At 47.1% G+C, this 23,664-nt stretch carries 35 protein-coding genes and 1 tRNA gene; 30 read left to right on the plus strand and 6 right to left on the minus strand.

Annotated elements, in window-relative coordinates; all coding sequences use genetic code 11:
* Positions 1-4 precede the first annotated feature (4 nt).
* Positions 5-763, plus strand: a complete 759-nt coding sequence (locus TK_RS01950; RefSeq protein ID WP_143598660.1) for a hypothetical protein — start codon at positions 5-7, stop codon at positions 761-763.
* Positions 763-1,047 carry a hypothetical protein gene (locus TK_RS01955; protein WP_011249351.1) on the plus strand — a complete coding sequence of 95 codons (285 nt, stop codon included), beginning with the start codon at positions 763-765 and terminating at the stop codon, positions 1,045-1,047. Before TK_RS01950 ends, TK_RS01955 begins: the two co-directional genes overlap by 1 nt.
* A gap of 8 nt (positions 1,048-1,055) precedes the next feature.
* Here TK_RS01955 and TK_RS01960 read toward each other — a convergent pair whose 3' ends face one another.
* Positions 1,056-2,027 (minus strand): hypothetical protein, encoded by a 972-nt coding sequence (locus TK_RS01960; RefSeq protein WP_011249352.1) that lies wholly within the window; start codon positions 2,025-2,027, stop codon positions 1,056-1,058.
* An 86-nt stretch (positions 2,028-2,113) separates the two neighbouring features.
* Between TK_RS01960 and TK_RS01965 the strand changes: the two genes are divergently transcribed.
* From TK_RS01965 to TK_RS01985, 5 genes are all read left to right on the plus strand, one after another.
* On the plus strand, positions 2,114-3,256 hold the full coding sequence (locus TK_RS01965; protein WP_011249353.1) for a hypothetical protein: 1,143 nt from the start codon (positions 2,114-2,116) through the stop codon (positions 3,254-3,256).
* Between the two features lie 134 nt (positions 3,257-3,390).
* On the plus strand, positions 3,391-3,975 hold the full coding sequence (locus tag TK_RS01970) for a hypothetical protein (RefSeq protein WP_048053657.1): 585 nt from the start codon (positions 3,391-3,393) through the stop codon (positions 3,973-3,975).
* Entirely contained in the window at positions 3,944-4,423 is a 480-nt protein-coding gene (locus TK_RS01975) for a hypothetical protein (protein WP_011249355.1), read from the plus strand. The genes TK_RS01970 and TK_RS01975 overlap by 32 nt, the downstream gene beginning before the upstream one ends.
* 21 nt (positions 4,424-4,444) lie before the next feature.
* On the plus strand, positions 4,445-5,023 hold the full coding sequence (locus TK_RS01980) for a hypothetical protein (RefSeq protein WP_011249356.1): 579 nt from the start codon (positions 4,445-4,447) through the stop codon (positions 5,021-5,023).
* Between the two features lie 173 nt (positions 5,024-5,196).
* Positions 5,197-5,571: an AbrB/MazE/SpoVT family DNA-binding domain-containing protein gene (locus TK_RS01985; protein ID WP_011249357.1), complete on the plus strand. Its 375-nt coding sequence runs from the start codon at positions 5,197-5,199 to the stop codon at positions 5,569-5,571.
* On the opposite strand, the gene TK_RS01990 is transcribed toward TK_RS01985, so the two are convergent.
* Entirely contained in the window at positions 5,564-6,004 is a 441-nt protein-coding gene (locus tag TK_RS01990; protein ID WP_232500598.1) for a hypothetical protein, read from the minus strand. The two genes, TK_RS01985 and TK_RS01990, sit on opposite strands and share 8 nt — an antisense overlap.
* 17 nt (positions 6,005-6,021) lie before the next feature.
* Positions 6,022-7,035, minus strand: a complete 1,014-nt coding sequence (locus TK_RS01995; protein ID WP_011249359.1) for a hypothetical protein — start codon at positions 7,033-7,035, stop codon at positions 6,022-6,024.
* 222 nt (positions 7,036-7,257) lie between these two features.
* Here TK_RS01995 and TK_RS02000 point away from each other — a divergent pair, with 222 nt between their 5' ends.
* The 4 genes from TK_RS02000 to TK_RS11990 all read left to right on the plus strand — a co-directional run bounded on the left by TK_RS02000 (position 7,258) and on the right by TK_RS11990 (position 9,038).
* Positions 7,258-7,677 carry a hypothetical protein gene (locus tag TK_RS02000; RefSeq protein ID WP_011249360.1) on the plus strand — a complete coding sequence of 140 codons (420 nt, stop codon included), beginning with the start codon at positions 7,258-7,260 and terminating at the stop codon, positions 7,675-7,677.
* Positions 7,674-8,099, plus strand: a complete 426-nt coding sequence (locus tag TK_RS02005; RefSeq protein ID WP_011249361.1) for an AbrB/MazE/SpoVT family DNA-binding domain-containing protein — start codon at positions 7,674-7,676, stop codon at positions 8,097-8,099. The genes TK_RS02000 and TK_RS02005 overlap by 4 nt, the downstream gene beginning before the upstream one ends.
* Positions 8,100-8,507: 408 nt before the next feature.
* On the plus strand, positions 8,508-8,669 hold the full coding sequence (locus TK_RS11985; protein WP_158298045.1) for a hypothetical protein: 162 nt from the start codon (positions 8,508-8,510) through the stop codon (positions 8,667-8,669).
* A gap of 219 nt (positions 8,670-8,888) precedes the next feature.
* Positions 8,889-9,038: a hypothetical protein gene (locus TK_RS11990; protein ID WP_158298046.1), complete on the plus strand. Its 150-nt coding sequence runs from the start codon at positions 8,889-8,891 to the stop codon at positions 9,036-9,038.
* On the opposite strand, the gene TK_RS02010 is transcribed toward TK_RS11990, so the two are convergent.
* Positions 9,031-9,615, minus strand: a complete 585-nt coding sequence (locus tag TK_RS02010) for a hypothetical protein (RefSeq protein WP_011249363.1) — start codon at positions 9,613-9,615, stop codon at positions 9,031-9,033. The genes TK_RS11990 and TK_RS02010 overlap by 8 nt on opposite strands.
* A gap of 253 nt (positions 9,616-9,868) precedes the next feature.
* Between TK_RS02010 and TK_RS02015 the strand changes: the two genes are divergently transcribed.
* The 13 genes from TK_RS02015 to TK_RS02070 all read left to right on the plus strand — a co-directional run bounded on the left by TK_RS02015 (position 9,869) and on the right by TK_RS02070 (position 15,192).
* Positions 9,869-10,306 carry an AbrB/MazE/SpoVT family DNA-binding domain-containing protein gene (locus TK_RS02015; RefSeq protein ID WP_011249364.1) on the plus strand — a complete coding sequence of 146 codons (438 nt, stop codon included), beginning with the start codon at positions 9,869-9,871 and terminating at the stop codon, positions 10,304-10,306.
* 264 nt (positions 10,307-10,570) lie between these two features.
* Positions 10,571-10,738: a hypothetical protein gene (locus TK_RS11995; RefSeq protein ID WP_158298047.1), complete on the plus strand. Its 168-nt coding sequence runs from the start codon at positions 10,571-10,573 to the stop codon at positions 10,736-10,738.
* A 122-nt stretch (positions 10,739-10,860) separates the two neighbouring features.
* Positions 10,861-11,772 carry a hypothetical protein gene (locus TK_RS02020; RefSeq protein ID WP_158298048.1) on the plus strand — a complete coding sequence of 304 codons (912 nt, stop codon included), beginning with the start codon at positions 10,861-10,863 and terminating at the stop codon, positions 11,770-11,772.
* Positions 11,765-12,202, plus strand: a complete 438-nt coding sequence (locus tag TK_RS12185; RefSeq protein WP_011249366.1) for a hypothetical protein — start codon at positions 11,765-11,767, stop codon at positions 12,200-12,202. The genes TK_RS02020 and TK_RS12185 overlap by 8 nt, the downstream gene beginning before the upstream one ends.
* Entirely contained in the window at positions 12,199-12,387 is a 189-nt protein-coding gene (locus tag TK_RS02030) for a hypothetical protein (protein WP_011249367.1), read from the plus strand. Before TK_RS12185 ends, TK_RS02030 begins: the two co-directional genes overlap by 4 nt.
* A gap of 4 nt (positions 12,388-12,391) precedes the next feature.
* Positions 12,392-12,712 carry a hypothetical protein gene (locus TK_RS02035; RefSeq protein WP_011249368.1) on the plus strand — a complete coding sequence of 107 codons (321 nt, stop codon included), beginning with the start codon at positions 12,392-12,394 and terminating at the stop codon, positions 12,710-12,712.
* Entirely contained in the window at positions 12,709-12,900 is a 192-nt protein-coding gene (locus tag TK_RS02040) for a hypothetical protein (protein WP_011249369.1), read from the plus strand. The genes TK_RS02035 and TK_RS02040 overlap by 4 nt, the downstream gene beginning before the upstream one ends.
* Positions 12,897-13,208, plus strand: coding sequence for a hypothetical protein (locus TK_RS02045; protein ID WP_011249370.1), 312 nt, complete (start codon positions 12,897-12,899; stop codon positions 13,206-13,208). The genes TK_RS02040 and TK_RS02045 overlap by 4 nt, the downstream gene beginning before the upstream one ends.
* Positions 13,208-13,783, plus strand: a complete 576-nt coding sequence (locus TK_RS02050; protein WP_011249371.1) for a hypothetical protein — start codon at positions 13,208-13,210, stop codon at positions 13,781-13,783. Before TK_RS02045 ends, TK_RS02050 begins: the two co-directional genes overlap by 1 nt.
* A gap of 7 nt (positions 13,784-13,790) precedes the next feature.
* Positions 13,791-14,051 (plus strand): hypothetical protein, encoded by a 261-nt coding sequence (locus tag TK_RS02055; RefSeq protein WP_011249372.1) that lies wholly within the window; start codon positions 13,791-13,793, stop codon positions 14,049-14,051.
* On the plus strand, positions 14,048-14,302 hold the full coding sequence (locus TK_RS02060) for a hypothetical protein (protein WP_011249373.1): 255 nt from the start codon (positions 14,048-14,050) through the stop codon (positions 14,300-14,302). Before TK_RS02055 ends, TK_RS02060 begins: the two co-directional genes overlap by 4 nt.
* 14 nt (positions 14,303-14,316) lie before the next feature.
* Positions 14,317-14,667 carry a hypothetical protein gene (locus tag TK_RS02065; protein WP_011249374.1) on the plus strand — a complete coding sequence of 117 codons (351 nt, stop codon included), beginning with the start codon at positions 14,317-14,319 and terminating at the stop codon, positions 14,665-14,667.
* 171 nt (positions 14,668-14,838) lie between these two features.
* Positions 14,839-15,192, plus strand: a complete 354-nt coding sequence (locus TK_RS02070) for a hypothetical protein (protein ID WP_011249375.1) — start codon at positions 14,839-14,841, stop codon at positions 15,190-15,192.
* A 254-nt stretch (positions 15,193-15,446) separates the two neighbouring features.
* On the opposite strand, the gene TK_RS02075 is transcribed toward TK_RS02070, so the two are convergent.
* Positions 15,447-15,524 (minus strand) — tRNA-Glu (locus tag TK_RS02075).
* A gap of 137 nt (positions 15,525-15,661) precedes the next feature.
* Here TK_RS02075 and trm10 point away from each other — a divergent pair.
* The gene (trm10, locus tag TK_RS02080; RefSeq protein ID WP_011249377.1) at positions 15,662-16,774 is read left to right on the plus strand and encodes a tRNA (guanine(9)-/adenine(9)-N1)-methyltransferase; all 1,113 of its coding nucleotides are present in this window, start codon (positions 15,662-15,664) and stop codon (positions 16,772-16,774) included.
* Positions 16,775-16,877: 103 nt separating this feature from the next.
* On the opposite strand, the gene TK_RS02085 is transcribed toward trm10, so the two are convergent.
* Positions 16,878-18,728 (minus strand): prolyl oligopeptidase family serine peptidase, encoded by a 1,851-nt coding sequence (locus TK_RS02085; RefSeq protein WP_011249378.1) that lies wholly within the window; start codon positions 18,726-18,728, stop codon positions 16,878-16,880.
* A gap of 119 nt (positions 18,729-18,847) precedes the next feature.
* Between TK_RS02085 and ribD the strand changes: the two genes are divergently transcribed.
* From ribD to TK_RS02110, 5 genes are all read left to right on the plus strand, one after another.
* Positions 18,848-19,909 carry a bifunctional diaminohydroxyphosphoribosylaminopyrimidine deaminase/5-amino-6-(5-phosphoribosylamino)uracil reductase RibD gene (ribD, locus tag TK_RS02090; RefSeq protein ID WP_011249379.1) on the plus strand — a complete coding sequence of 354 codons (1,062 nt, stop codon included), beginning with the start codon at positions 18,848-18,850 and terminating at the stop codon, positions 19,907-19,909.
* 2 nt (positions 19,910-19,911) lie between these two features.
* Entirely contained in the window at positions 19,912-20,466 is a 555-nt protein-coding gene (locus tag TK_RS02095) for a riboflavin synthase (protein ID WP_011249380.1), read from the plus strand.
* A gap of 62 nt (positions 20,467-20,528) precedes the next feature.
* Positions 20,529-21,296, plus strand: coding sequence for a hypothetical protein (locus tag TK_RS02100; RefSeq protein WP_011249381.1), 768 nt, complete (start codon positions 20,529-20,531; stop codon positions 21,294-21,296).
* Position 21,297: 1 nt separating this feature from the next.
* Complete coding sequence (locus TK_RS02105; RefSeq protein WP_011249382.1) at positions 21,298-22,413, plus strand: hypothetical protein; 1,116 nt, start codon at positions 21,298-21,300, stop codon at positions 22,411-22,413.
* Between the two features lie 71 nt (positions 22,414-22,484).
* On the plus strand, positions 22,485-23,645 hold the full coding sequence (locus TK_RS02110) for a bifunctional 3,4-dihydroxy-2-butanone-4-phosphate synthase/GTP cyclohydrolase II (protein ID WP_011249383.1): 1,161 nt from the start codon (positions 22,485-22,487) through the stop codon (positions 23,643-23,645).
* Positions 23,646-23,664: the final 19 nt, after the last annotated feature.

Consider the following 23,664-nt stretch of genomic DNA (forward strand, 5'->3'; position numbering starts at 1 on the left):
GGTGATGAAGATGGTGTGGCCGTTTGGAAGGAAAAAGAAGAAGGCCGAACCGAGGCCCGGGATAGTAATGACAGATGACCAGTTCGCCGAACTCGTCCGCCTGGACGACTTCAGCCTTGAGGAGAAAGTAGAGCAGAGAGTCGAGGAGCGCCTGAGGCAACAGAGAATACTCGCGCAGAGAATGAGCCAGATTAAGGAAACCTATCAGAAACTCCTTGTCGCAGTCACGCCCGAGGAGGGGAGCATTATACTTGGCTTCCCCGAGGCTTACCTCATAAACTACGATGAGTACTGGATTTACTATCAGGAGCGCCCGCCGAGCTGGCTTGATTCAGTCTGGTGGAGTCTCGCCAGGTTCTTCGGCAAGAGGCCACCACACAAAGTCCTCAAGGCAAACAAGAAGATCGTCCAGTTCAACAACGAAACAATAACCGTGTACTGCAAGACGATTGAAGAGATCGTCGGCACCGGCCAGCAAGAAGCCATCCCTATGGTCGTTCATCCAGCGATCTCCCGCGGTTGGGAGGCCTACGAGGCCGTCAAGGCCGAGCGGGACAAGTACCGCCAGAAATACTTTGACCTGCTCCACGAGGCCAAAAGAGAAGTCGAGCTCGCCCTACAGATCAACCCGCGCGTCAAGGTATACTGGAAGGAGAAAGAACAGCAGGGCAAGAAGCAGGAAGAGCGCTTCGGCGGCACAGAGATGGCTTTCGAAGAGAATCCCGTAAAGCGGGAGCTGAAGAGCGTCCTCGGTGAGGGATGATGGAAGTGGTCGAAGACGTAGGGATTCCAGAGGACATTCTAAAGGACCTCGCCAGCAAGGACATTGCAGAGGAACCGCAGGCGAAGCCAAAGCAGAAGAAGGAAGAGAAGTCTTCAGCATGGGGACTGAAGAAAAAGAAGGAACTGAACGAAGAGATACTGAAGGAGATCCAGAAGAAGCTCGCAGAAGCGTGGGAGCTCATGGGAACTGAATACGGGAGAAAATTAATAGAAGACGTGGCGGTCGAGGTGAAGAAGCTGTGCATAATCAATGATCTGCCTTAACTACCCCTTCATAGCTCCAATAGTTTTTTCTCTAATTTTTCTTCGTCTTGAAAGAGTTCATCTTCTATCCTTTTAATCTTCTCTAATAACTCTCTTGTCAGTGTTTTTAATTCCTTTAGCTTCTTTTCCCTTTCTACGAGTTTATTGTATATCTCCGGCTTTTTCTCAAGGAGAAACTCGTAGAATACTTTTTTTGCCTTATTCCACACTTCTAGTCCATAAAGGCGTTTTTGCTCTGTATTCAGTCCTAATCTACCATAAGGGGGGGCAGACAATTGGTTAGATTCTCTAGTTTCTGTATTGGATAGTGTAACGAGCTCCTCTAAAAGAGTATCGGCTTTAATAATATGTGCTTCTTTTATGTAGAATCTCTCAGCCTCTTCTTGGGATATCCGCTGTAGAGATTCTACGAGCTTAAATTCTCCCTTTAGTGCGTCTATGACCTCTCTTCTCAACCTATTCGTATCCGTAACAAGTGAGTTATATTTCTCCAAATTAATATCATACTCCTTCAACAGCCTTTTGATTTTTCTTTTGAGCCTCTCTTCCAAACCTCGTTCTTGGTAACTCTTCGCCCATCCTGGAGTCTCCGGAGTCTCGGGAGTTAAGTTAGAATATTGAGGAAGCTCATAATAAATAGGCACCTCGTTATGTAGAGCATCATTAAGCATATCTTCAAGTTTCTTAATGTATCCAATCACTTCATTTTTCATATATTCAATGTTCATACGTTCTTTTTTCATTTCTATCAGGCTCTTGTTCATAAGTTCAGCTTGCTTTTTAGTTTGCTCAGCTGCCTCTGCAGTAGTAATTGCTTGGACTGCTATAATACCGGCCATAACAATATTCGCTAGAACCTCTGTAAATTGTAGGAGTATAGAATTTTGTGTATTAGCTCCAACTAAGGCACCAAATCCGGCAATTAAAACAAAAGCCATTATAATAACCATTACAATCATTACTTTTCTATTGCTCTCCAATCTTATTCCCTCCTACAAGGGGCAGTCTCAGTATCTGTCAAATTAAACTTTATATTGCTGTACTTTTTACTTTTTCTGGTGATTACATGCGGAGGAAGGCCCTAGTCCTAAGCCTAGTAGTGATCTTCCTAGCCGCATTTATCAGCGGATGTATCAACAACGGAGAACCAAAGACAGTGACAGTCACTAAAACAGTCAGGCCAGAAAAGGAAAGTAATGCTCCAGCGACTACAAGTGCCTCACCGAACACGGCATCACAGTTCACACAAACTACATCCTCACAGAAAACACCCAAGATAAACTGCAATGACGACTCTTGGAGAGATAACTTTAGCCAAGCCTTGACCTGCGCACTTGATCCCAAGATCAACCACAATTTTGATCCAGTATATTCCCTCTCCCTAACGGGCAACAAGACCAAAGACGCTCTCATCATTACAGACTTCCTCGTTAACTATGTGCATCTAGATGAGTTTGTAGAGAACCTGAGCATGAAGAAAGGCCATTATTACAACATTAAAACGCCCTACGAGCTTTTCCAGACGAGACAAGGAACTTATGCAGATATGGCTCTGTTCGGGGCTTATGCTCTAGCCAAGAACGGCTTTGAGACGTACCTCTTTGAAATAGCAACAACAAACGGCTTTGGAGTACTACCTGGCTTTAAGCTTATAGTTAATCATCCATGGGTGCCGAACAACGACCCGCTAGTAATATTCTGGCCATTTAGAATACCAATGCGCCTCTCAGCGGCTTTAAAGCTCTTAAACCTCTCTGGAGAGACCCCTAAAAATGTAACTGTATACACAGTATCCTATAACTCAGGCAAATATAAAGTTGAGAAAGTTGGGACATATCCAGCCAGTGAATTCAAGTTTAATATTATGGAGTGGGTTCTTTTCGGATTCCCTGACTCAGAGACTATGAACAGGTTGCTTAGTAGAGACTTCCCCGGCTGTAAGTACACTACAAACCTCTCGGCAATATCCTCGAACCAAGAAGATGTAAAAAATATCAAAGTAGTGTTTCCATATGGAATCCTATTCTACAACGTTCCATTCAAACAGAGGTACACAGAAATCTTATACACTCTAATGATCTCAAACCAGGAAATCGCCAAAGATCTTCAGAATTGTAGAGTACTGCTCCTCGGTCCGGAGACTGACTTTGACTTCAACAACCCACCAGCAAACTACACAGCAACATACAGCGGTTGGGTGAGCAGATAACCCTTTCCTTTTCCCTAATAAGTCCAGTCGTTACCTTTAATATTTAGATGAGCAATAATAACCGTACCGTAATATATTTAAGGGCCCCTGACATGTTCCATATTAGAGCCAAGAAATAGATCATGGTGACTAGGATGTCCTATGAGAGCTTTGCTGAAAAAATAAAGTTTAGATCTGGAGAATTCGACAAAGAACTCTTCAAAAGGATCGTTGAATACATTATAGAAAAGGAATTAGTAACTCCTAAAAGCATAGAAGTATATAGGAGCGGTGTCGAAGTCAAGATACGAGCAATTGCAGAGATGATGTTAGTCGATGAATTTGATCTAGATATAGTCCAAGCAGTTGATTATCTAAGTATTGCTTCATTTGTAATCTCAATGACCATACTTTCAAAAATAGAGGGGAACGAACCATCTGATGAGCTAGAAAAGTACATTATCGAAAAATTATATACCCCACAGATTAAGGAAATGTTCCTTACCAGAAAATTCATGACGAACCCTATCTTGGAAGAATTTGAAGTCATTAAATTTGTTAAAGATACTCCTGAAGGGCCCCTTGAAAGCTATGGGGTAAGAATACTAATAGATAAATCAGGAGACAGAGATTTTGACGAGGTATTCCTCGAAACGACAAAAGGCACTCTCCAAGAGATTGTTAATTACATCAGCGAGGTGATCTCTGATGATGCCCGCAAGAATAGTGAAAAAGAATAAAACCTTTTACCATCCCTTTGAAAAGGTATTCTCTTACAGTAACGTTCGTGAGGTACGCTCTGACCTCATCATAGCTGAAAAGGAAACCTTATTAGATGACATTATCAATGAACTCAGAGAACATTATGGACACGTATTCCATGAATCAGTATACACAGAGGATATCTCTGAGAATAAAGCAAAACGTGAAGACAAAATCAAGGCCATTGCTGAGGGTATATTAAAAACAATAAAAGAAGTTCCTCACTTAAAGAGACTAGTGCCTATGATTAAAGTTGCTATAGACTTAAACGAAGATTACAACACGAACTTCTTCTATATTATCGTATCTCTACGGAAGGACAAGATAGAAGAAGCCGCTGATGCTTTTGATAAGCTAGAGGAGAACATCCTTTCTAAGTACCCTGATAAAGATATACGCATTCTCTATACACTCCAAAGTGCTTAAATCCTGGAGGGATCCCCCGCAATGGAACCCGAAGAATTCAAGGAACTTGCAAGATATTTAGAGGGACTCCTTAACGAACGCAATATTACAAAAGAGATCTCAAATGAGGCCATCGTAAGAACTACAATTGGAAGATACTATTATTACATTTTTCTGAAACTCAGAAATGAGATTATTGATGCAATAGACAATACAATAGACGTGTATAAAAAGGAAAATCCCAAATATGTAGTTTCACTCACTCAGCTGAAAAAAGCTATAGAGCCTGTTTTACCTGGCACTAGCAAGTCATCAAAAACCAGTGTCCACCAAGTTATCCAACTGTTCCTGGATGAATTCGCAGACTTAACCGTAGCGGATGCCTTGTATAGACTCAGATGGCGTCGCAATTTTGCAGATTATCACTTAAAAACACCAATAGAAACCAAACTCCGTGGAGAAGAAATAACTATAAAATTCCAACGTGAAGAACTTGTAATGATACGGCGCGATATCGCAAAGATAGAGAAATGGTTGCAAGAAAAAAGATTTCCAATACATAGCGCACTAAACTCAGAAGAAGCTCCAGAAAAAATTGAAAGCATACTAAAAACCAAATGAAAATAATTTTTCATATCCTACTCATCTGTCAACACCTCTCAATGAGACGACCGTTTAATGGTAAACCCATAGGCATTAATTCTCGAAAAATAAACAAGGTCGGACAACGTCCGACATAGTTATAAAATATATGACCTCAATAATTACGATAATTATACTAGGAGTTGAGGCCAATGCCCGACCAGGACGCCAGCGAAGCAAGGGTAGTCGAGCCACTAGCCAAGTTTCATGCGAAAGTCACTAGGGGTGGTCAGTTCACATTTCCATTATACACCCGGCTTTATCATAACCTCGACGTTGGGGACTACGTTGAATTAATCATAAGAACCAAAGTGGATGGCGAAGTGCTCAGAGGGATGTTCATAGCCAGACTCGTTGATAAGGGCAATATTACAATACCCAAGGGCCTTAGGAGCGAGATGAAAATTGACCAGAATTCGATTATAGAAGTCATAGTTGTCAGGGCATACCGGCTGAAAGACTTATTGGGAGACAAAGCCAAGTTTATACGTCAATTAGCCCTCAAAAAATACAAGATTCTCACTTGAATCTTAGCTCTGTAAGCTTTTTGAGAATCCAAAAGCAAGAATAGACCATACCCAAAGATACCATAAAACTGGCAAGAACTAAGTACCCAAAAATTCTGTTGTGCGGTAAGCTTGCCCCACCAATTATTGAAAGTGTTAAGACAACAAGCAGAAACATGAACGTAACATAATATATGGTATAACTCTGTTTAAAGGACTTAAACTGTTGTAGTTCTCTATATATCTCTACATCGGGGAGGGCATGTAATATTGTAACTCCCACTAATACGAATCCCGCGAGGGCGCCTGAGATTGATGCCATTGTCCAGTAGAAATCGGGAGTAGGATCTAACACTTTCAGAGGTCCATGAATGGTTAGAACTATCACACATATAAATGCAATAAGCCCCCCAACAATGCCCCTGCGAAGTATCTTGGGAAGCATTACACTCATGATTTAGAGCTACAATTTTAACCTTTTAAAGACTTTTCAATTTTGTCATATAGGTCATTGTAAGCCTCAATGATTTTATTATACATATATTCTGTGTCCACTCTTGATAGCTCTTCCTTAGCACGGATAACCTTTTTAGTAGAAATCAGTTTGTCCTCAAAAATATGCTTTTCTTTTAGTTCGTGCGTTTTAGGATCTTCGTATTTTATAATGATATTCTCCACAACCCCTAATTTATCGTTTATCCTCATCAAGTCATTCAAAAGCGAAATTACGGTGTCTTTTGAGAGTCTCTTCTTTTTATACCGTCCATCCACTACTGCTTTTATTTCAACTAAGTCAGGCTCTAAGAGATAAATATAATCTCCTAACAAATCTGTTATGTCTTCTTCCATTTTCTTTTCATGTTTCATATAATAGGCATACTTTGTTGCTGCCATTTTTATATGCATTGAAACTACGCGAGGCGATCTTAAAAGTTCCTCAATAAACTCTCTATAGTATACCTCATCGAGATCAATTATATTTGGCTGTCCAAATAGATACTTGCTAAGGAAATATTTTAACTGATATACTGTAGGCCCCTCTTTATATCTCTCCATCCCAACTATGCCATTAGGAAAAACAACAAAGTGGGTCGGATAATACAGTCTCTCCTTTCGGCTTTTATCTAACTGTATACCATCTTCATGACCAGCTTCATCAATTTTTGTGGGAAGATCTCTCTCCTTCCCATACCCAATTCTCGCTGTGATAAGCCCTCTCTCAGGCCCACCCACCCATGGAATCAGATTGAATCTCGATGGATCGTCCCTAATTAGGATTAGATCTTGCCCTGGTGTATACCGAGTTTCTAAAATGCTATTCATGGATAGGTTACTATCAAGAAAATCAAATGGATCATTTAGGAAATCTTCAAACTTTTTTCGAAACCTTGGGTCGAGTATTTTCCCCTGCTTGTAATTCTTCAAAATAGCGTCCCCTGGAATTAATCTGTAAAAGTATATCTTACGCTCCAGATACTCTTTCATATTAGTCCCCCATCTAAGTTTACACACCCACTTAAATAATTTCCGTACGTAATCCTTACGCCCTACCTTAGTGTTTCAGTTTTACCCTTCTCATACCGCTTAGAATCCAGAGAGGTCAAGGTAAAGCCTGAGAAGGCTACTGAATCAGTCGCTTAACGGTAAACCTTATGAGGATTTCAACCATAAGAATAATTCGTAAAATCAGCACACTGAGGTGAGCCAATGAAAGAAACCAAAGAACCACTAGCGAAGTTTCAAGCAAAGATGAACAAGGATGGAAGGGTTAGCCTCCCAAAGCAAATAAAGGATGTTCTAGAACTTGAATCAGATGATTACCTAAAGGTTATAATCCGCAAGATAAAAGCAAAAAAAGATGAGGGAATTATCTATGTTTATGGGCAAGAATTTGCCATCCTAAGGGTTGGAGTCAGAGGATACGTTGTGGTTCCACAGAAGGTTCGTAGACAGCTCAAACTCAAACCAGATGATAGTGTTGAAATAGTAATCCTCGATTATTATCCATCAACCACCGATCCTCAAAACATTGGAAAGCTAACTGAAGCTACAAGATTCAAATATCTTTTTTCACCAGAAACAGGAGATCCAAACGGAACTAGAAAATATGCAGAGGTGGTCTCATGAAAGAAACCAAAGAACCACTAGCGAAATTTCAAGCAAGGGTTAACAAAGACAACCGCGTAACTATCCCTCGGCCAATCCTCGAAGCATTCGGCCTAAAACAAAACGACTACGTCAAAGTTCTAATCAGAAAAATCGAAATATCAGACAAAACAGTTACGGTAATCGCTCAAGCCCTTCTGGCAGTGAAAATCGGAAAGTATGGAGCCATAACACTCCCAAAAAAACTCGTAAAAGAGTTTGAGTTGAGAGAAAACGAGCCGGTTGAAGTCATCATTTTGGATTATTACAAATTCGAGGAGTTAGTAAGTGAAAAAGGCAAAGAGCTTTTATCCAAGCTTCAGTCAAGAAACAACTACTGGATTCTTCCGGCCGATTCTCAATATCTGTCTGAGATAGGTATCAAATACAAATATCTTTTTTGAGCGTTTAATATATACATATATATAATAATTCTTGAAAAAGAAGAAAGAAGAGAAGAGATAAGGCATGTTTTCTGTCCGCTGATGGCTTCTTTTCTGAAGGTTAAATTTTTGTATCCAAAAATTCTGGCTGATTCAACTAGGAAAAGTAACGGCTCTTTGGATGAATAAGACGTTTTTAGAGCTTTGCACTTCTGTGCACTTAACTACTTTTGAACGTTGCAAAATTGAGACCTCTAAATTATTACTTATTGTGGTATTTCAGCAGAATTTTTGTATCCAAAAATTAGACGTAACAACTCTGCCCAACGTTGAACTTCTCCAGCCACACAAAACTTATAAACTTTCCATCCGTACGATTTATGTGGAAATTCCACTTAAGTGAAATATCCACAATAAGGTGGTGATGGGATGCCGAAGAGGAGGAAGTGGAGGGCTGTGAGAAGGATCGAGGTTCAGCTTCCGCCGGAGAAGGCGGATGAGCTTGAGCAGGCTAAGGGAAAGCTCTCTTGGGGCGACTTCGTTTGGAAACTTTGGGAGTTCTGGAAGCTTCACCACCCTGAAACATCTTGAAGGTGTTATGAATGCCAGCGAAGAGATACCAGCGACGTTCAGCAGGCCCTGGACGGCCACGAAAATACGGGGAAGACTTAAAGAAGTTCCAATCTCCAGTTCCCGAATCAACATACGACGGGCTGGTCCCATTATACTCGTTGTGCACTGTGCATAATGATTATGCAAGATGCATAACACTTATATAGTTTCTTCCGTACGGAATTATGGTGAGAGAAGATGGCAAAATTTAATGGGTACGAACTGACCCTAGAAACTCCAGAAGAGCTCCAAAACTTTGTCATGGCATTCGAAAAAGCCAACAAACGCAACCCAAAAGAAGTAGAAGACACCGTTAAGAGAGCCCTGGCTATCGCCGGCCTTATCTGAGTTCTTTACCTCCCAAATGTTTTATTAAAGCCCTTCTAACTTCCATCGCTTCATTAACAAACGGATAGAATAATTCATATGTGCCACCCTTAGAAACAACCTGGAATCCACTTGCTAGAGGGTCTCTTTCAGGATTCAAATAAAACCTCTTTGCCACTTTCTTATCAGCGTGAAGAGACAACCCTACACCACCAATTTGAGCCGCATAAAGAACCGCATAAGGCTTAATTACCTTTGCTAGTAGTTCTCCGCCAATTCTCTTTCCCCGATATTCCTTCTGAAGACAGAACTGGCCAAGAAGAATAGTGGGCACAGAAGAATACTTGATGTCCATTCCCACCAACTTTACGAGCTTCTTCCTCAAGTCTTCAATAAGTTCCTTTTTAGATTCTTCCATATCCTTACGGATTTTAAGGCTAACTATAAACGGAGAAAGAGTAAAATAAGAGATGAGTTGACCTTCCTCACCAAGAACAACAAAAACCGTTGAAAGGCATCTCCTATGAACATCCCACGCTTCTCGCCTAGCAAACTTCGTCTGCTCTTCTCCACCCTCACCACAATCAACACCCCTCATTACTCTGCATTATCCTCTCTCAAAAATTCTACCCGAACCTTCTCTCCAAGAGTATCCAATGTAACTTCGTAGGGTTTTATCATCCCGACACCAAACCCAAGTCCCGATGCAGGCTTTAAGTAAATTACGGATGGAAAGATTACTTCGCACTGTCTTGTGAATCAGTCACCTAACGGTAAACCTTATGTATGCCCGAGGGCATACAAAAAACAAGCAATACACCATTAACTAAAATCCAAAAGAGGGTGAGCCAATGAAAGAAACCAAAGAACCACTAGCAAAATTCCACGCACGGCTCGATAAGGAAGGGAGGATAGCTATCCCCAAGACAATTAGAGAAGCGTTGAACATAGAGAAGAACGATTACGTTGAGGTTATTGTTCGTAAAATTGAGATCAATCCTGAGAAATCAATAATCAAAGTTCTTAAGCAAGGGTATTTGGTAGCCAGGGTAGGAGCTAAAGGGTTAATTTTCCTTCCAGCCGATCTCAAACGTGATTTCGACCTCCACGAGAAAGATATCATTGAAGTTTTGCTGCTTGGATATCACAAATTTGACGAATTGGTCAGTGAAAAAGGCAAAAAACTGCTCTCAAAGGTTCAAACATCGGGCAAATGGATTGAGGTCAAGCAGGATGAACTCATTCCAGAGGATAAAGTAATGAAACATTTCACTTATGTTTTTGTTTGAGTTTAATATTAAGTACTTAAAATTAAAGAAAGAGAAAAGAGAAGAATAGAGAAGAGTGTTGGTCTTTTGGCGTATTCTCATGGCTTCTTTAGAACCTCTCAAATTAATATGCAGGAAAAATATTTCTAATTACTACTATAAAGCGTCATAAGTTGAACTCTTTTGGAGACCCTTATACACTGTTGTCCACGAAATCTTTTTAAGGAAATCTTCCGTACTATCTTACGAGAAATATTCTCGTATGAGAAAAAATCTCGTAAGGTGATGGCAGTGGGAAGGCGGGGGAAGTATGATGGACCTGTCAAACGCTTCGAAGCGTGGATACCATATGAAGTCTACAAGGAGATGGAGGCTGTAAAACAGCGGTTAGGTGCTTCTTGGTCAGAACTTGTTCAGAGCATGTGGGAAGTATACAAAGCTACGAGAAGGTGAATCTTATGAGAATACCCGCGAGAGGTCCAGGCCGACCAAGAAAATGGAAGAGCCCGCTAATACAATGGAGAAGCGATGTACCTTTAGAGGATTTTGAATTTGCTGAGGAGAAAAGGACTGAATTGGGCCTCTCGCGGGCAGAATTCTTCCATGCTCTCTTACACCACACCAACTGGAGTGTGGTAGAGCTTCATGCAGAAAATAAAAAGAAAGACGAGCTTCTCGAAGAGAAAGACCGCTACATTGAGGAGCTGGTGAAACTTCTTGAAAAAGAGCGTCAGGCCCGTGAAAGGGCCGAGAAAGAGGCCGAAGCCTGGAAGCAAAAGTACTACGAGCTTAAGGGCGAGAAGCCAGCCCACACCTACAACGAGGGCAAGCTCCTCCGCCAGCTTGCTGAGAACGCGAAGGAAGACGTCTCGTGGGCCGACCTCTGCGCTGAGGTTCTTGACCTAAGAGATGAGAAGAAGATGCGCCGGCTCATGAGCCTTGCCTTCAACATCGAGAAGTCGGACAAGAACAACTACAAGAGCATTTTCTACCCGAAGAGGACAGCTCCAGAGTTCAAGGGTTGGGTTCTCAAGCGTCCGGAGCGCGACGGCCCGGTTCTGCTGGTCGACTACGTCCTCTACAAGGAAGACACCCTCAAGGCGGCTAAGGGCCTCGCTGTGGGGGAGGCCGCGGCCGAGAAGGTTCCTGAGGTCAAGCCTTTGAAGACCGGAAAGGCGGCCGAGCGCTGGCTTGAGATGTTCTTCGAGGTCGTCCACCGCAATTACATGGACTTGATCAACCAGAAGCGCGGCAAGGACGCGGTGAAGTACCTGGAAGAGGCCGTGCCGGAGAAGCTTGAGCAGGTCCTCCAGGACATTGATCCAGCAGACTGGCGCCGCGCAGTGCTGGCAGTGCTCGATGAGCTTGAGGCCAGGGCTGAAGGGGATGAGAGGTATGAAGTTTTCGTTTCTAACCTGCGGCGCGTTGTTCTGCGCGCCCTGAACGAGTTTTACGCAAAACCTGCCGAGGTGAAGGCCGATGTCTGAGTTTTCTGGAAGGGAGATTGACTGGAGGGCATCTAAGCCCCGACTAAGTGAGAGACTCCCGATTTCCAAGAAGACCAAGGAGTACCTCCTGGAGTTCGTCAGAAGCCACAGGAAGGAAGTTGAGACCGTGGATGAGGCGATCTTGTTCCTTCTGAGGTTCTACTACCAGCACAGGGGAAAGACCATGAGTGAGGCCGACTTCTGGTCTTGGGTCGCTTCGGAGAAGCGCCGCCTTGACGCGGTGCTTGAGCAGGTCGAGGAAGTGCCGACCCTGCTGGAGTACATCGAGCGCGAGCTCCAGGTAGCTCGCGACACGGCGTTCTCACTCTCCGCTCGCGGTGAGAAGGAGAACGCGGCATACTGGACAGGGTACGCCGATGCCTTGGAAGACCTGCTGAAGAAGATTGAAAGAAGGGAGGTGAGGGCATGAGAGAGTATTCGTTTGTTTTCGTGAAGATAGATGGGGAATGGATAGATGAGGACGATGCGATAGAGGAGTATGGCATGAGTTACGTGGACATGGTTGAGGACTCTTTCGAGCTGAAAGTCGAGGCAGAGAATTGGAAGGATGCTGAGGAGAAGATCCGCATCGCCGCGGAGGCGCTGAGGAGGTGAGGGCATGACTACGATGATTGCGACCGTTGATGAGTTGATAGACTTTCTCAAGAAGCACAAAAAGAAGGGCTTCAAGTACGCCATAATTGCGATGGATCCTATTGGTGGGTGGAGGGCCCCATCAGGGAAAAAGAAGTACTACCAAGCCAATTTCGCCATATCGAGAGGTGTTTTCGCGAAGGACGATCTCACAAACCTCATGAAGGCCGCAGGCTTTGCAGTCTTCCTATACAAGGACACCGACCCCTTTGACGAGGACACGAAGGCCTACTTCGAGGAGGCCGATTCAGCTTCTTCATCACCTTCCGAGGAGGGTCGCTCATGATCGCGCGAGTTCCTTCTGCTTTCCTCGTTCAGCAGGCTTTGGAAGACAGCCCGGCCACTTTTTCAGAGCTGGTCAGGAAAACCGGCCTTCCAGCCAAGGAGGTCGCTTCAGCCCTGGACGAGCTCGGGCGCAAGGGCGCGGTTGTGAAGGACGAGTATGTCTTTGAGCTTAGGGGGGTGAGGGGATGAACTATCTCATCATCATCGACGGCGAGCAGTTCATGGTCGAGGCTCCTCACGTCTTGGCCGCTTGGGGGGTCGCGATAGCTCAGGCCGCTCTGATGCTCCATGAGGGTCGGCTCCGCTCGGAAGATGTCGAAATCTATGTTTTCTCAGAGCGCGAGGCAAAGCGCGAGGGGGTTCCCGTCATCTTCCCAAAGCGCCTGAACAGGCTTGAGGTCCTTCAGAAGGTCGAGAGCTTGAGGGATGAGCTCCGCAGGGTGAGGCCGCACGAGGGTCAGGCGACGCTTGAGCAGTTCGTCGGGGTGAGGGCGTGATGGTCGCAGCCCGGGCTGAAATGATCCGCCAGGCGGCCAAATACGGCCGCCACGTTTACAAGCCTTTCTTTGACTATATGCAAAGAGAAATTAGGAGCGCGGAGAACAAGTATTTGTTCAGCACTCTGATAGAAGGGGCCCTTCCTGGTCAGTTCTCGCTCTATGACCTCGATGCCCTTGTGTTCAGGAAGCATTCTGAGGTTCCTTTAGCGGCTTTTGAACTCAAATTCATCAGTTGGCGCGTGGCTAAGGATTCATGGGCAAAGGGGGAGCTTCTCGTGAATGGCTGGCAGTTTCAGCGGCTCAGGGCGCTTTCAGAAGTCCTCACTCTCCCGCTCTATTACTTCATTCAAGTGGGCCAGGAGCGGTTCGTGATGTTCAACGTGCAGCATGTTGAGCCTTCTTTTGAGTACCGGCGCGGCGGTTCAGCGAGGGATTATTACGCCGTCATCCCACTGGAGGACGTGATCGTCAGCAGGAGCTTTGAGGAGTTCGCGGATGACCTCGGCCTCCTGCTCGGTGTGAACTTGTCGAAGCCGGCTCAGGTGCCAGCCTACGCCGTTGGAGGGAGGTGACGGGGCGATGAAATCTCTCATCTCATTGTATGCTTTTTCGGCGATGATAGCACCAGTTCTGACGTGGTTCATATTAGGGGCAGTGATTGTGAATTATGGGACTGGTGCTCTCATGAAAGTTTCGGGGTTGGTCTCGATTGTCATGGGCATGCTCTCCTTGTTTGGATTTAGAGAGTATTACAATTACAAGAACGCGGCGCTCATTATAGTTAATATGGAGGACATCCCGAGGCTTGCCAAAGCTTTGAAGGAGCGTGAGGGGCGATGAGCGAGGAGTGGTATTATTGGGATATTGACCTTCGTGATGGGTGGGCTATTGTCTTGGCAAGAACTGAAGAGGAAGCCATTGAAACTCTTCGCAAGGAGGTACAAGACCTCTACTGTGATGAGATAGGTGAGTGGGTTGAAGAGGTCCTAACTAAGGAGAAACCACGTCCCGTCAAATTTGCGAGACCCCTTGAAGGCAAGAAAATCACAGAGCCTGAGCTCTATGAATTAGCTGTCTCTCCGTACTGCTGAGAGGGGTGAGGAACATGGTTGAGGCTAGGTCTTTCCAAGACTTGCATGAAGATATGGTAGAAGTATGGAAACTGTGCTATATGATAGCTCGTTATAAAACAATGCCAGAGGGCGCCAGGCTACTCCTCGAGGAGGCATGGGGTATTATCGAGGATTGGAAAGATTGGGCTCGGGAGGCTCAGATGGTTCTCGAGAGGCTTGACGACCTTGCTAGGGCCGAGATTGAGGCTCACTATGAGAAGTACTTCAGTATCGCTCAGGAGGATGAGAATGGTTGCGTGTGGGTTCCTCTGGATGAGGTGTATGCTGCAGTCATGAGGGCAAGAGACGAGGTGAAAGAGAATGCTGGTCTTGAAGAATACTAACACTTCCCGTATAGTATCATTCTTTCCAAACTATCTTTCACCAACAACCAAGGTCAATCACCACCAAACCCCGAATAATAACAAAAACTGTTACTATAACCCTCAACTCCGCGAGGGGAACTCTGAGAATAATATTTTTGGCATGTTGGCCAACTAAATGGAGGTGTTGTTATGCCGAGGAGAAGGAAGCTTCCTGACTATGTTGCCCTGAAGATCCCAACTTACGAGCCTGCAGACAATCCACTCGAGCTAATCTTCGATGGCAGAAGCCTTGAAGTGGCCCTCAAGGTTCTTGAGTATATCAAAGAGCACGGTCGCCTTTATCCTGACGACTACAAAGAGTTATTCCCTGAGAAGACCGACCAGGTGCTCTACTTCCGCGTCATCAAGAAAATGCTCGCCCTCAAAATGCTCCGTGTCAGCTCTGACAAGTCATACATCCTCAGCGATGGCTTTTCTAACCGCATGGAGACAATCGCCAAGCTCTGGAAGTTCCAGATTGGCGACCTGAAGGACTTATGGTGAGGAATATGACCGCAACAGCAATAACTTGGTGGGGCGCAGGTCAGAATTGGTGGAGTTTTATGGATAAATATGGAGGAAAGCGCCATAAAAAGACAGATGTGCACATTACTCTTGACCAGGACGTCCTTCAAGAACTGGACAGATTGGACGTCGTGAGGTCTCGTTTTATCAACAGCCTGCTAAGGGCGGCTCTCTTTGGAGATGAGCCGACTGTAGTCGTGAAATTGCTTTTAGAAAAGCGTGCGGTAGAATTCTGGTGCCCCGGCCGGGATTTGAACCCGGGGCGCGGGCTCGAAAGGCCCGCATGTTTGACCGGGCTACACCACCGGGGCTCGATATTAGGGAAGGAAGACCGTTTAAAAATCTTTCGGGTCTGGTACCACTGATTGAGCACCACTGCATTAGAGGCAGTAATCCCAAGCTGGACGGAAATCTTTTTAACCGTTCTCATAAGCCGAAAGCGATGCCCATGAAGACCCTCGCAGATGTTTTCAGAGAGGCGCTTAAGGAAAAAGGCATATCCAGCATAGGAACGCTGTCAAAGCGCTTCAGGAAATCAAAAAACAAGCTCCAGGATATAGCGATTGAGATAGTCCACGGGAAGGGTGCCGTCTTCAGGGTTCCGGAGAAGACAGCCGTTGCATGGGATTTAAACGGAAACAGGGTTGATGGCTCTTACTATGCCTACGCCCCCCTCTGCATGAGGGAGAAGTTTGAACCCGTTCTCACACCCGAGGAGCTGAGGGAAAAGCTCCCGGACTGGCCGTACTTCATAATCGACCTCTACCACTGGGACAAGCACACCCAGAAGGAAAAGGGCAAAATCTGCCTCCAGGTGAACCAGAGCTACGGCCTTTTGAGGGACTACTTCACGGGAAGTGAACTGGCCGTCACCTGGGCGAACGAAGAGTTCAGGGAGATGTTCCACGGCCCGCTGGACAGGATAACGACCTATGGGGGCCCTACTTCGGAGTTTCTCAAGGAGAATGGCATCAATGAAGTTGTTCTGCTCGATCCCTGGGCGGAAGAAGTCCTGAGCGAGAAGGACTTTGACGTTAAGGCGTTCATAATCGGTGGCATCGTCGATACCGGCGGGAACAAGAAGAAGACGACCCCAAAAATCGGCGAAGAGCTGGAGAGTGCTGGCATTAAGGTTAGGAGAAGGAAAATAGTCCTGAGGGGAGACGTCGTTGGTGTCCCCGACAGGATAAACAGAATCCTCGGGATAATCCTCAAGATGATGGTGGAGGGCAAGTCCATGGACGAGGCCGTCTATGAGATGCAGGAGCCTCTCCACGCCCGCTGGCGCCTGAGGAAGGAACTGCCGAAGAGGGCCACCCGCTACATGGTGGAAGGGAAAGTTTACAGGGTAGTCGAGAAGGAGCTTTTCGACGAGTACTCAAAATGGTTAAAAATCCGCTGGGAGGACTTCGTGAAGGTTCTCCGCGAGCTCGATCTGGTGGCGCTTGAGAGGAAGCGGATTCATCACCTGAATAAAATATCCAATGCCAGGATAATCAACGGCAAGCTCCACCGTGTCATACTGCTGAAGAGGGCGGCAATGCTCTGCTACAACTGCTGAACGTTGCATTAGGATAGTTTTTACAAGTTTTTCCACTGTTTTACAGCACTTTAGAAGTGGAAAAGAAAAACAAAGATCAGGCAACTTAAGTTTGCACCGCAGTTCATCTGAGCGTCTTAACGACAAAGGCCAGCAAATCCGTAAGCTCCCTCGCCCTCGTCTCCGGCGATGCGCCCATGTGCCCGCTCTTCGTCTCAACTCTGAGATAGACCGGTGCTCCAACTTCTCTCAGCTTCATGAAGAACTTGAGGGCGTGAGCAGGATGGACTCTGTCGTCGTGTAAACCTGTGTAGATGAGCGTTGGCGGGTAGCGCTTGTTCGGGTCAACGTTGTGGTAGGGAGAGTACTTCAGCAGGAACTCCCTGTCCTTCGGGTCGTCTGGGTTTCCGTATTCTGGGATCCAAACGCTGCCGATGTAGAGCTTGTGGAAACGGAGCATGTCAATGACGGGATACCCAATCAGGGCCGCGTCCATTACGTCTGGCCTCTGAGTGAGAGTAGCTGAGACGAGCAGACCGCCGTTGCTCCTACCCCATGCGGCGATACGGTAGCCCTCTTTCTTGAGCTTCTCAAGGACGGCTATGAAATCATCGAAGACGTTCTGCTTGTTCTCCCTCATTCCCGCCCTGTGCCACTCCTCGCCGTATTCACTACCCCCACGCAGGTTGGCCATTGCAAAGGTTCCGCCGCGCCTTATGAAAGGAATCGCCTGCGGGAAGAAGCGGGGTGTAAGCGAGATGTTGAATCCGCCGTATCCGAAGACCCAGACCTTTTTATCGTCCTTCTCACCCTTGACGTGGAAGTAGTGAATCTTCGTCCCGTCCTTTGAGGTTGCAAAGTCCTCTTCAACCGTGAACTTCCCTTCGACCTCTTGCGTCCCAATGAGCTTCAGCTCGCCGTCAAACTGATAGAGTCTGTAGGGAACCGTAAAGCTCTCGTAGCGGAGGAGGGCTTTTTTGCCATCAGAATCGAGGGGATATACACTCCCGGGAAGATCAAAGGCTATCTCATCGAGCTTCTCACCGTTGAGCGAATAAACTTCAAGCCTGTGGCTCGCGTGGACGAGCCTACCCGCGAGGATTCTGTCACCAACAATAACGGCCCACTCGAGCGGGAACTCGCCCTCTGGAACGACTTCGATGGTTTTCTCGCCCTCTATCGCAATAACCTTGCCTAAACCTTTCCCTTCCCTCGTTAGGATGTAGAGTCTGCCGTTTACGACGTCAATGGGCTCCGCCGGAACGTCCGCGGAGTAAACCTTCTCCCAGCGGTCTGGGGCTTCAATTGGCCCTATGTAGATATCGGCCCTGTTCCAGCCAAAGGTCACTGTTAGCATCGCCCACTTCCCGTCGGTGCTCTTTCTGAGCCCCATGAAGTAGCCCGAACCGAGACCCTGGCCAAAAACCATTCTCTCTCCTGATTCGTCCTTCCAGAAAAGCCTTACAGCTGGAGCTTTGACTCCGTCTGGAGTCTCCCCGTGCCTGTAAAAGCGCGAGAAGTAGTAGCCGTTCTCTAGGAAGGTCACGTTCCACACAGAGGGCCTGAGTTCATCTATGAGCTCGCCACTCTCGAGGTCAATTATCCTCGTGACGCCCTCGTCCGCCCCGCCGATTGAGAAGCTGTATGCGAGCCTTTTGCCCTTCCCGTCGGCAGTAAATCCCTGAAGAAGAACTTCATCGCCGATTTCAGCCTCAAGGGCCTTCGAGTCAACTATGACATCGCCATTAAGCCACCTTATTACCTGCCTATCCCTCTCCTTGAACACCGCAATGATGCCTTTCTCCGTGAGTCTGGCACTGTGAAGAGTTGGAAGTGAATACAGCCCCCATACCTCCGGGAACAGCTCGTCGCTCAGCTTCCCGATGAATTCCCTAAAACGCCTGTTTTCTTCCTCGACGAGCTTCAGAACGCGCTCATCCTGAAGGTTCTCCATCCAGATGTAGGGGTCTTCCATGAAAAATCACCATTTTAACGTTGAGTTTCCAGCAATAAAAAGGTTATCCAAAGTCGGCAAATGCCCGTTGTTCCAACCTTGGAACAAATTCTTATAAAATTCGGTATAAATCTGCGAACATGAGGGACGAAGACGAGAAGTTCATGAGGCTCGCCCTCGAGCTGGCGAAGCGCGGAGAAGGTTGGACAAACCCGAACCCGATGGTAGGGGCGGTTATAGTCAAGGATGGGAAGATAATAGGCGTGGGCTGGCACAGGAAGTTCGGCGAGAAGCACGCCGAGATAAACGCCATAGAGGATGCAAAGGCAAAGGGTTACGACGTTAGAGGGGCCACGATGTACGTAACGCTCGAACCCTGCTCCCACTGGGGGAAGCAGCCGCCCTGCGCGGATAGAATAATCCAAGAGGGCTTTAAAAGGGTTGTCGTGGCCATGGAGGACCCAAACCCGCTTGTTGCTGGCCAAGGAATAGAGAAGATGAGAAAGGCTGGAATAGAAGTAGAAGTTGGTCTTCTGGAGGAGGAAGCGAGGAAGCTCAATGAAATCTTCCTCAAATACATCACAACTAAACTCCCCTTCGTCTCGATAAAACTCGCCCTCACGCTCGACGGCTTCATAGCCACTGAAACTGGTTCCTCAAAGTGGATAACTGGTGAAAAAGCCCGCCAGAGGGTTCAGGAGCTCAGAAGAAAGCATATGGCGATAATGGTCGGTTCTGGGACGGTTTTAGCTGACAACCCGAGGCTCAACTGCAGGCTTGAGAACTGTCCCGAGAAGGTTAAGGTTATCCTCGACCGCTCCGGCAGGGTGGCAGATGAGATGAGAAAGGGACGGAAGTTCCGCCTCTTCGAGGACGGAAGGGTTATCTTCTTCACGGAAAAGCCGGAGAAGTTCAAGGGAATAGCAGAGGCATACCCGATAACCGAGCCAGCCAAGATCCTGAAGAAGCTCGGCGAGCTGGGGATAGACAGTGTCCTGGTCGAGGGCGGCAGAATAGCCTGCCAGTTCCTGTCCCTGGCCGACAAGTTATACCTCTTCTACGGGCCAAAGCTCTTCGGGAGAGGGATAAAGCCCTTCGAGTGCCTCAAGGTCGAGAACACCAAGGAGGCTCCCCTGCTGAGAATTGAGTCGATCGAGAGGCTCGGCGAGAGCTTCCTCGTTACCGCTTACCCAGGGTGGTGAGTATGTTCACGGGGATAGTTGAGGGAACCGGGAAGGCCCGCTATTCAGCTGGAAAGCTCTACGTGGAGCTTCCCTTCGAAGTGAAGGAAGGGGACAGCGTGGCAGTAAACGGGGCCTGCCTTACCGTCGTCTCCTTCGACGGGAAGACGGCAGTCTTCGACGTTGGTGAGGAGACTCTCGCGAGGACAAACCTGAGGGAGGCGAAGGTTGTCAACCTGGAGAGAGCCCTACCCGCCAACGGCCGCTTCGACGGGCACATAGTTACCGGTCACGTTGACGGGACGATAAGGTTCATAGCGAAGAGAAAGAGTGGAAACACGACCTGGATGGCCTTTGAGATGCCGAGGGAGAAATGGGGAATTGCGGAGAAGGGTTCAATAGCCCTCAACGGTGTCTCCCTTACCGTCGCTAAGGTCGAGGCAACCCGCTTCTGGATTCAGGTTATCCCCTATACCCTTGAAAAGACGAACCTGGGTCTCCTTCGGCCTGGGGAAAAAGTCAACTACGAGATAGACGTCCTAGCGAGGTACATGAAGATGATTCTAGATAAATCATAGTAATTGGTTATAAAATCCAAAAAGTTTTTAAAATAACTGTGTACTATATTAGCGGTGATTGAATGGCCAAGACTGGATACGCCTTGTTTGGCCTGTTTCTTATTTTGCTTTTCAGCAGCCAGTACGCCCTCGGTTCCCCTGAAAAAATTGCCGAAGATGTTGCACTACCCTCGTGGACCGCTCCCCATGGATTTCCCTACCACAGCAAAATGATTCATCCAACAGCGGTTTGGCCAGGGTATGGTGGTGGCTCCGACTCCGCGGTGATACACTATGTCAGGGACTCAGACGAGAATTATTATCATTCTGACTTAGTAATGGGCATCCTGGCCAAACATGGGTATTCAGTGTATTACTGGGACGCCTATTACCATGGATCGCACGGGGATCCGATTCAGAGCTATTACAACCTGTTCCGCGGAAAGAAGATTAAGGTGTTCTACTACTACGGCCATACAGCTAAAATCCTGCCGTCCACTGAGGTGAACGGTTTTATGATACTCCAGAACCCCAACTTTGGGGATACGGCCAAGGTGTTCTGGGGCAGGATAACGGGAGATGCAGACATGCACGACGCGCTAATATTTGTACTGGGATGTGATTCGTTCAGACTCAGGGTGGGAGCAACATACAGGACCTACATAGGAACAGACAGGCCGATAGACGTTAGACTGATAAAAGACAAAGGAACAACTTTCTGGAAGAAGCTTGATGAGGGCAAAACCGCTTATCAGGCCATGGAGAGCATCCAACCAAGCTTCTGGGAAAAGCTAACCCATAGATATTGGGCCAACCTCCAAATCGATGGGGACAAGAACTGGAGGCTCTGACATGCCCGACGGTAATCGGGCCGGTTTTATTTCCGCGTTTCTACTTTTTTTAGTTCTTGGAGTGCTCATTCTTTCCCATAACCCCCACAGGAACCAAACACCCCCTGACACAGCCAGGTTCGCAACGTTCAACGGCAACATGAGGGTCTTCTCTGTTGAACGGCTTGATAACACTGGGTATTCAGCGGAGTTCCTAGTCTGCTCCTTAGCAGAGCAGAGGTTGCACATTGAGCTAGAGGTTCCAGACTGGATTGACTCAAACGTCTCCTTCTACATAATCTATCCTGAGCTGGACTACTTCAACCTGCAGTGGAGGGGGATAAAGGAAAACATCCTCAACTCCACGGAGGGACTCTACAACGTTCAAGATCTAAAGTTGGTTGCACCCAACCCAAAGGCGGTTCACAGCTCCAGCAGGAAGTTCACGTACGAACCAGAACTTGCGGCAGGCCAATGTACAGGTCTGTCTGTTAAAGGGGTCTTCAAAAGATCTCCAAGAGTTATTTATCTACGTAACGGAACCCCCATGGAGTTCGAGTCTAAAATGACAAAAATTTCCGATGAACAGTGGGTCTTCACCCTTAAGGTTCCCGAAGGCTTTAGAGCCTGGAACGCCTCCGTTCTAGTACCAGAAAAGCTGGGAAGAGACAACGAATTTCTCAAGGCGTGCCAAGAATACAGAGAGAGTCTCTTTTCCTTCGTGAAGAAAAGAGTGCTGACACTCGAAGAACTCTCTGGACTCAAGATTCCTGCGGAACCCATCCCCCCAGAGAAATACTGTTCCGAACTGAAAGCAAATGGAGAGAGGATATCCTCAACGAGACTTCTGGGCGGTTCATGCCTATATGGAAATGGGAACTACTACATCAGGGATTACCAGGGAGGCACATCAAGAACTATAGAGACCAACTTTAACTCAACCGGCTGCAAGCCGGCTGTGTGGGTTGTTTTTAACGGACTTCTAGAGGGATCGAGCGACCGCGTTGAGGTTAATGATCATTCAAGGGCCGTGTTTGGTGTCTTCGGGAACATGTCCGTTTACAATGGGGAAGGTGAGGGGCCGCTGGCCGTTGATTCAGCCGGGTATATTACCCTCGACATAACAACCGAGCCTTAGGCGTTTCTTTGATTCCATTTTTGGAACAAATTTTTTAAAAATTTAGAACATTTCTTTGGTGGGGAGGATAAATGAACTGGGACAGAGTTAGGGGTCTAGTCCTTGAAGGAAAGCCAGTTGTTCTCATAGACAATCGAAGGGAGTTCGAGGCTGATCTAATTTATCCAGCCGAGATAGCTTCTCCCGAGATCGTCAACTTCATGCTCTCCATGAAAGGCCTCCTCTGCCTCACGATGGACATGGACGAGGCGTTGAAGAGGGGCTTCTTCCCGCTTCCCAGCAAGGAAGGAGAGACGAACTTCTTGGTTCCCGTTGATTACAAAGAAACTTTCACGGGAATAACCGCTGAAGAGAGGGCCTTAACGGCCCGGAAGATTGCTGAAGGGCTTGGTGTGGGGGCCTTCCGCTATCCTGGACATCTCCACCTCCTTGGCGGCATCGGCCTCAACAGGAGGAGGGGGCACACGGAGAGCTCTCTTGAGCTGATGGAGATACTCGGCTTCAAGAGGTACGCCCTGATGGTTGAGATACTCGACGAAAAGGGCGACTCTCACAACAGGGAGTACGCCTTGAAGCTCGCGGAGGAGCACGGCCTTCCAGTCCTCACCACGGACGATGTCTGGAAGGAATTCGTGAGGAGAAAACAGCTGATGAGAATCTACGCCAGCGCGAGGCTCCCGACGAGGTACGGCGACTTTAGAATAATAGCCTTCGACAACGAGCTGGACTTTAAGGAGCATGTGGCAATAGTCAAGGAGCCCTATGGTGAGGTCCCACTTGTCAGGGTTCACTCAAAGTGCCTCACAGGAGACACATTCGCTTCACTCAAGTGCGACTGCGGGAGCCAGCTCGCCAACGCCCTCAGGATGATAGCCCAGGAGGGCGGGATACTCCTCTACATGGACCAGGAAGGCAGGGGAATCGGCCTGAAGGAGAAGATAAAGGCCTACGAGCTCCAGGACAAAGGCTTTGACACCGTTGAGGCCAACAAAGCCCTCGGCCGCGGTGAGGACGAGAGGACTTACGAGGCCGCCTTCCAGATGCTTCGTGCTCTGGGAGTTTCAAAGATCAGGCTGATAACCAACAACCCGAGGAAGGCAAAGGCCCTTGAGGAGTTCGGGATAGAGGTCGTTGAGACGGTTCCGGCTCCGGGGGAGGTTACTGAACACAACAAGCCCTACCTGAAGGTCAAAGCCGAGAAGCTCGGTCACAAGCTCCCCTTTAAAGTTTAGGGAATTGTTTAATTGTTCT

Origin of the sequence: Thermococcus kodakarensis KOD1 (assembly GCF_000009965.1) — an archaeon.
Lineage (GTDB): Archaea > Methanobacteriota_B > Thermococci > Thermococcales > Thermococcaceae > Thermococcus > Thermococcus kodakarensis.

Bases quoted from the DNA above. Each gene is read 5' to 3' on its own strand.
- TK_RS12185 (WP_011249366.1), top strand. From the start codon at position 11,765: ATGTCTGAGTTTTCTGGAAGGGAGATTGACTGGAGGGCATCTAAGCCC.
- TK_RS02060 (WP_011249373.1), top strand. From the start codon at position 14,048: ATGAGCGAGGAGTGGTATTATTGGGATATTGACCTTCGTGATGGGTGG.
- TK_RS02040 (WP_011249369.1), top strand. From the start codon at position 12,709: ATGATCGCGCGAGTTCCTTCTGCTTTCCTCGTTCAGCAGGCTTTGGAA.
- TK_RS02055 (WP_011249372.1), top strand. From the start codon at position 13,791: ATGAAATCTCTCATCTCATTGTATGCTTTTTCGGCGATGATAGCACCA.
- ribD (WP_011249379.1), top strand. From the start codon at position 18,848: ATGAGGGACGAAGACGAGAAGTTCATGAGGCTCGCCCTCGAGCTGGCG.
- TK_RS01975 (WP_011249355.1), top strand. From the start codon at position 3,944: ATGATGCCCGCAAGAATAGTGAAAAAGAATAAAACCTTTTACCATCCC.
- TK_RS11990 (WP_158298046.1), top strand. From the start codon at position 8,889: ATGGCAAAATTTAATGGGTACGAACTGACCCTAGAAACTCCAGAAGAG.
- TK_RS02110 (WP_011249383.1), top strand. From the start codon at position 22,485: ATGAACTGGGACAGAGTTAGGGGTCTAGTCCTTGAAGGAAAGCCAGTT.
- TK_RS11985 (WP_158298045.1), top strand. From the start codon at position 8,508: ATGCCGAAGAGGAGGAAGTGGAGGGCTGTGAGAAGGATCGAGGTTCAG.
- TK_RS11995 (WP_158298047.1), top strand. From the start codon at position 10,571: ATGGCAGTGGGAAGGCGGGGGAAGTATGATGGACCTGTCAAACGCTTC.
- TK_RS02010 (WP_011249363.1), bottom strand. From the start codon at position 9,615: ATGAGGGGTGTTGATTGTGGTGAGGGTGGAGAAGAGCAGACGAAGTTT.
- TK_RS01950 (WP_143598660.1), top strand. From the start codon at position 5: ATGAAGATGGTGTGGCCGTTTGGAAGGAAAAAGAAGAAGGCCGAACCG.
- TK_RS02030 (WP_011249367.1), top strand. From the start codon at position 12,199: ATGAGAGAGTATTCGTTTGTTTTCGTGAAGATAGATGGGGAATGGATA.
- TK_RS02045 (WP_011249370.1), top strand. From the start codon at position 12,897: ATGAACTATCTCATCATCATCGACGGCGAGCAGTTCATGGTCGAGGCT.
- TK_RS02005 (WP_011249361.1), top strand. From the start codon at position 7,674: ATGAAAGAAACCAAAGAACCACTAGCGAAATTTCAAGCAAGGGTTAAC.
- TK_RS02015 (WP_011249364.1), top strand. From the start codon at position 9,869: ATGAAAGAAACCAAAGAACCACTAGCAAAATTCCACGCACGGCTCGAT.
- TK_RS02035 (WP_011249368.1), top strand. From the start codon at position 12,392: ATGACTACGATGATTGCGACCGTTGATGAGTTGATAGACTTTCTCAAG.
- TK_RS01965 (WP_011249353.1), top strand. From the start codon at position 2,114: ATGCGGAGGAAGGCCCTAGTCCTAAGCCTAGTAGTGATCTTCCTAGCC.
- TK_RS02000 (WP_011249360.1), top strand. From the start codon at position 7,258: ATGAAAGAAACCAAAGAACCACTAGCGAAGTTTCAAGCAAAGATGAAC.
- TK_RS02100 (WP_011249381.1), top strand. From the start codon at position 20,529: ATGGCCAAGACTGGATACGCCTTGTTTGGCCTGTTTCTTATTTTGCTT.
- TK_RS02085 (WP_011249378.1), bottom strand. From the start codon at position 18,728: ATGGAAGACCCCTACATCTGGATGGAGAACCTTCAGGATGAGCGCGTT.
- trm10 (WP_011249377.1), top strand. From the start codon at position 15,662: ATGAAGACCCTCGCAGATGTTTTCAGAGAGGCGCTTAAGGAAAAAGGC.
- TK_RS02065 (WP_011249374.1), top strand. From the start codon at position 14,317: ATGGTTGAGGCTAGGTCTTTCCAAGACTTGCATGAAGATATGGTAGAA.
- TK_RS02095 (WP_011249380.1), top strand. From the start codon at position 19,912: ATGTTCACGGGGATAGTTGAGGGAACCGGGAAGGCCCGCTATTCAGCT.
- TK_RS01980 (WP_011249356.1), top strand. From the start codon at position 4,445: ATGGAACCCGAAGAATTCAAGGAACTTGCAAGATATTTAGAGGGACTC.
- TK_RS01955 (WP_011249351.1), top strand. From the start codon at position 763: ATGGAAGTGGTCGAAGACGTAGGGATTCCAGAGGACATTCTAAAGGAC.
- TK_RS02105 (WP_011249382.1), top strand. From the start codon at position 21,298: ATGCCCGACGGTAATCGGGCCGGTTTTATTTCCGCGTTTCTACTTTTT.
- TK_RS02050 (WP_011249371.1), top strand. From the start codon at position 13,208: ATGGTCGCAGCCCGGGCTGAAATGATCCGCCAGGCGGCCAAATACGGC.
- TK_RS01985 (WP_011249357.1), top strand. From the start codon at position 5,197: ATGCCCGACCAGGACGCCAGCGAAGCAAGGGTAGTCGAGCCACTAGCC.
- TK_RS01995 (WP_011249359.1), bottom strand. From the start codon at position 7,035: ATGAAAGAGTATCTGGAGCGTAAGATATACTTTTACAGATTAATTCCA.
- TK_RS01970 (WP_048053657.1), top strand. From the start codon at position 3,391: ATGTCCTATGAGAGCTTTGCTGAAAAAATAAAGTTTAGATCTGGAGAA.
- TK_RS01990 (WP_232500598.1), bottom strand. From the start codon at position 6,004: ATGAGTGTAATGCTTCCCAAGATACTTCGCAGGGGCATTGTTGGGGGG.
- TK_RS02070 (WP_011249375.1), top strand. From the start codon at position 14,839: ATGCCGAGGAGAAGGAAGCTTCCTGACTATGTTGCCCTGAAGATCCCA.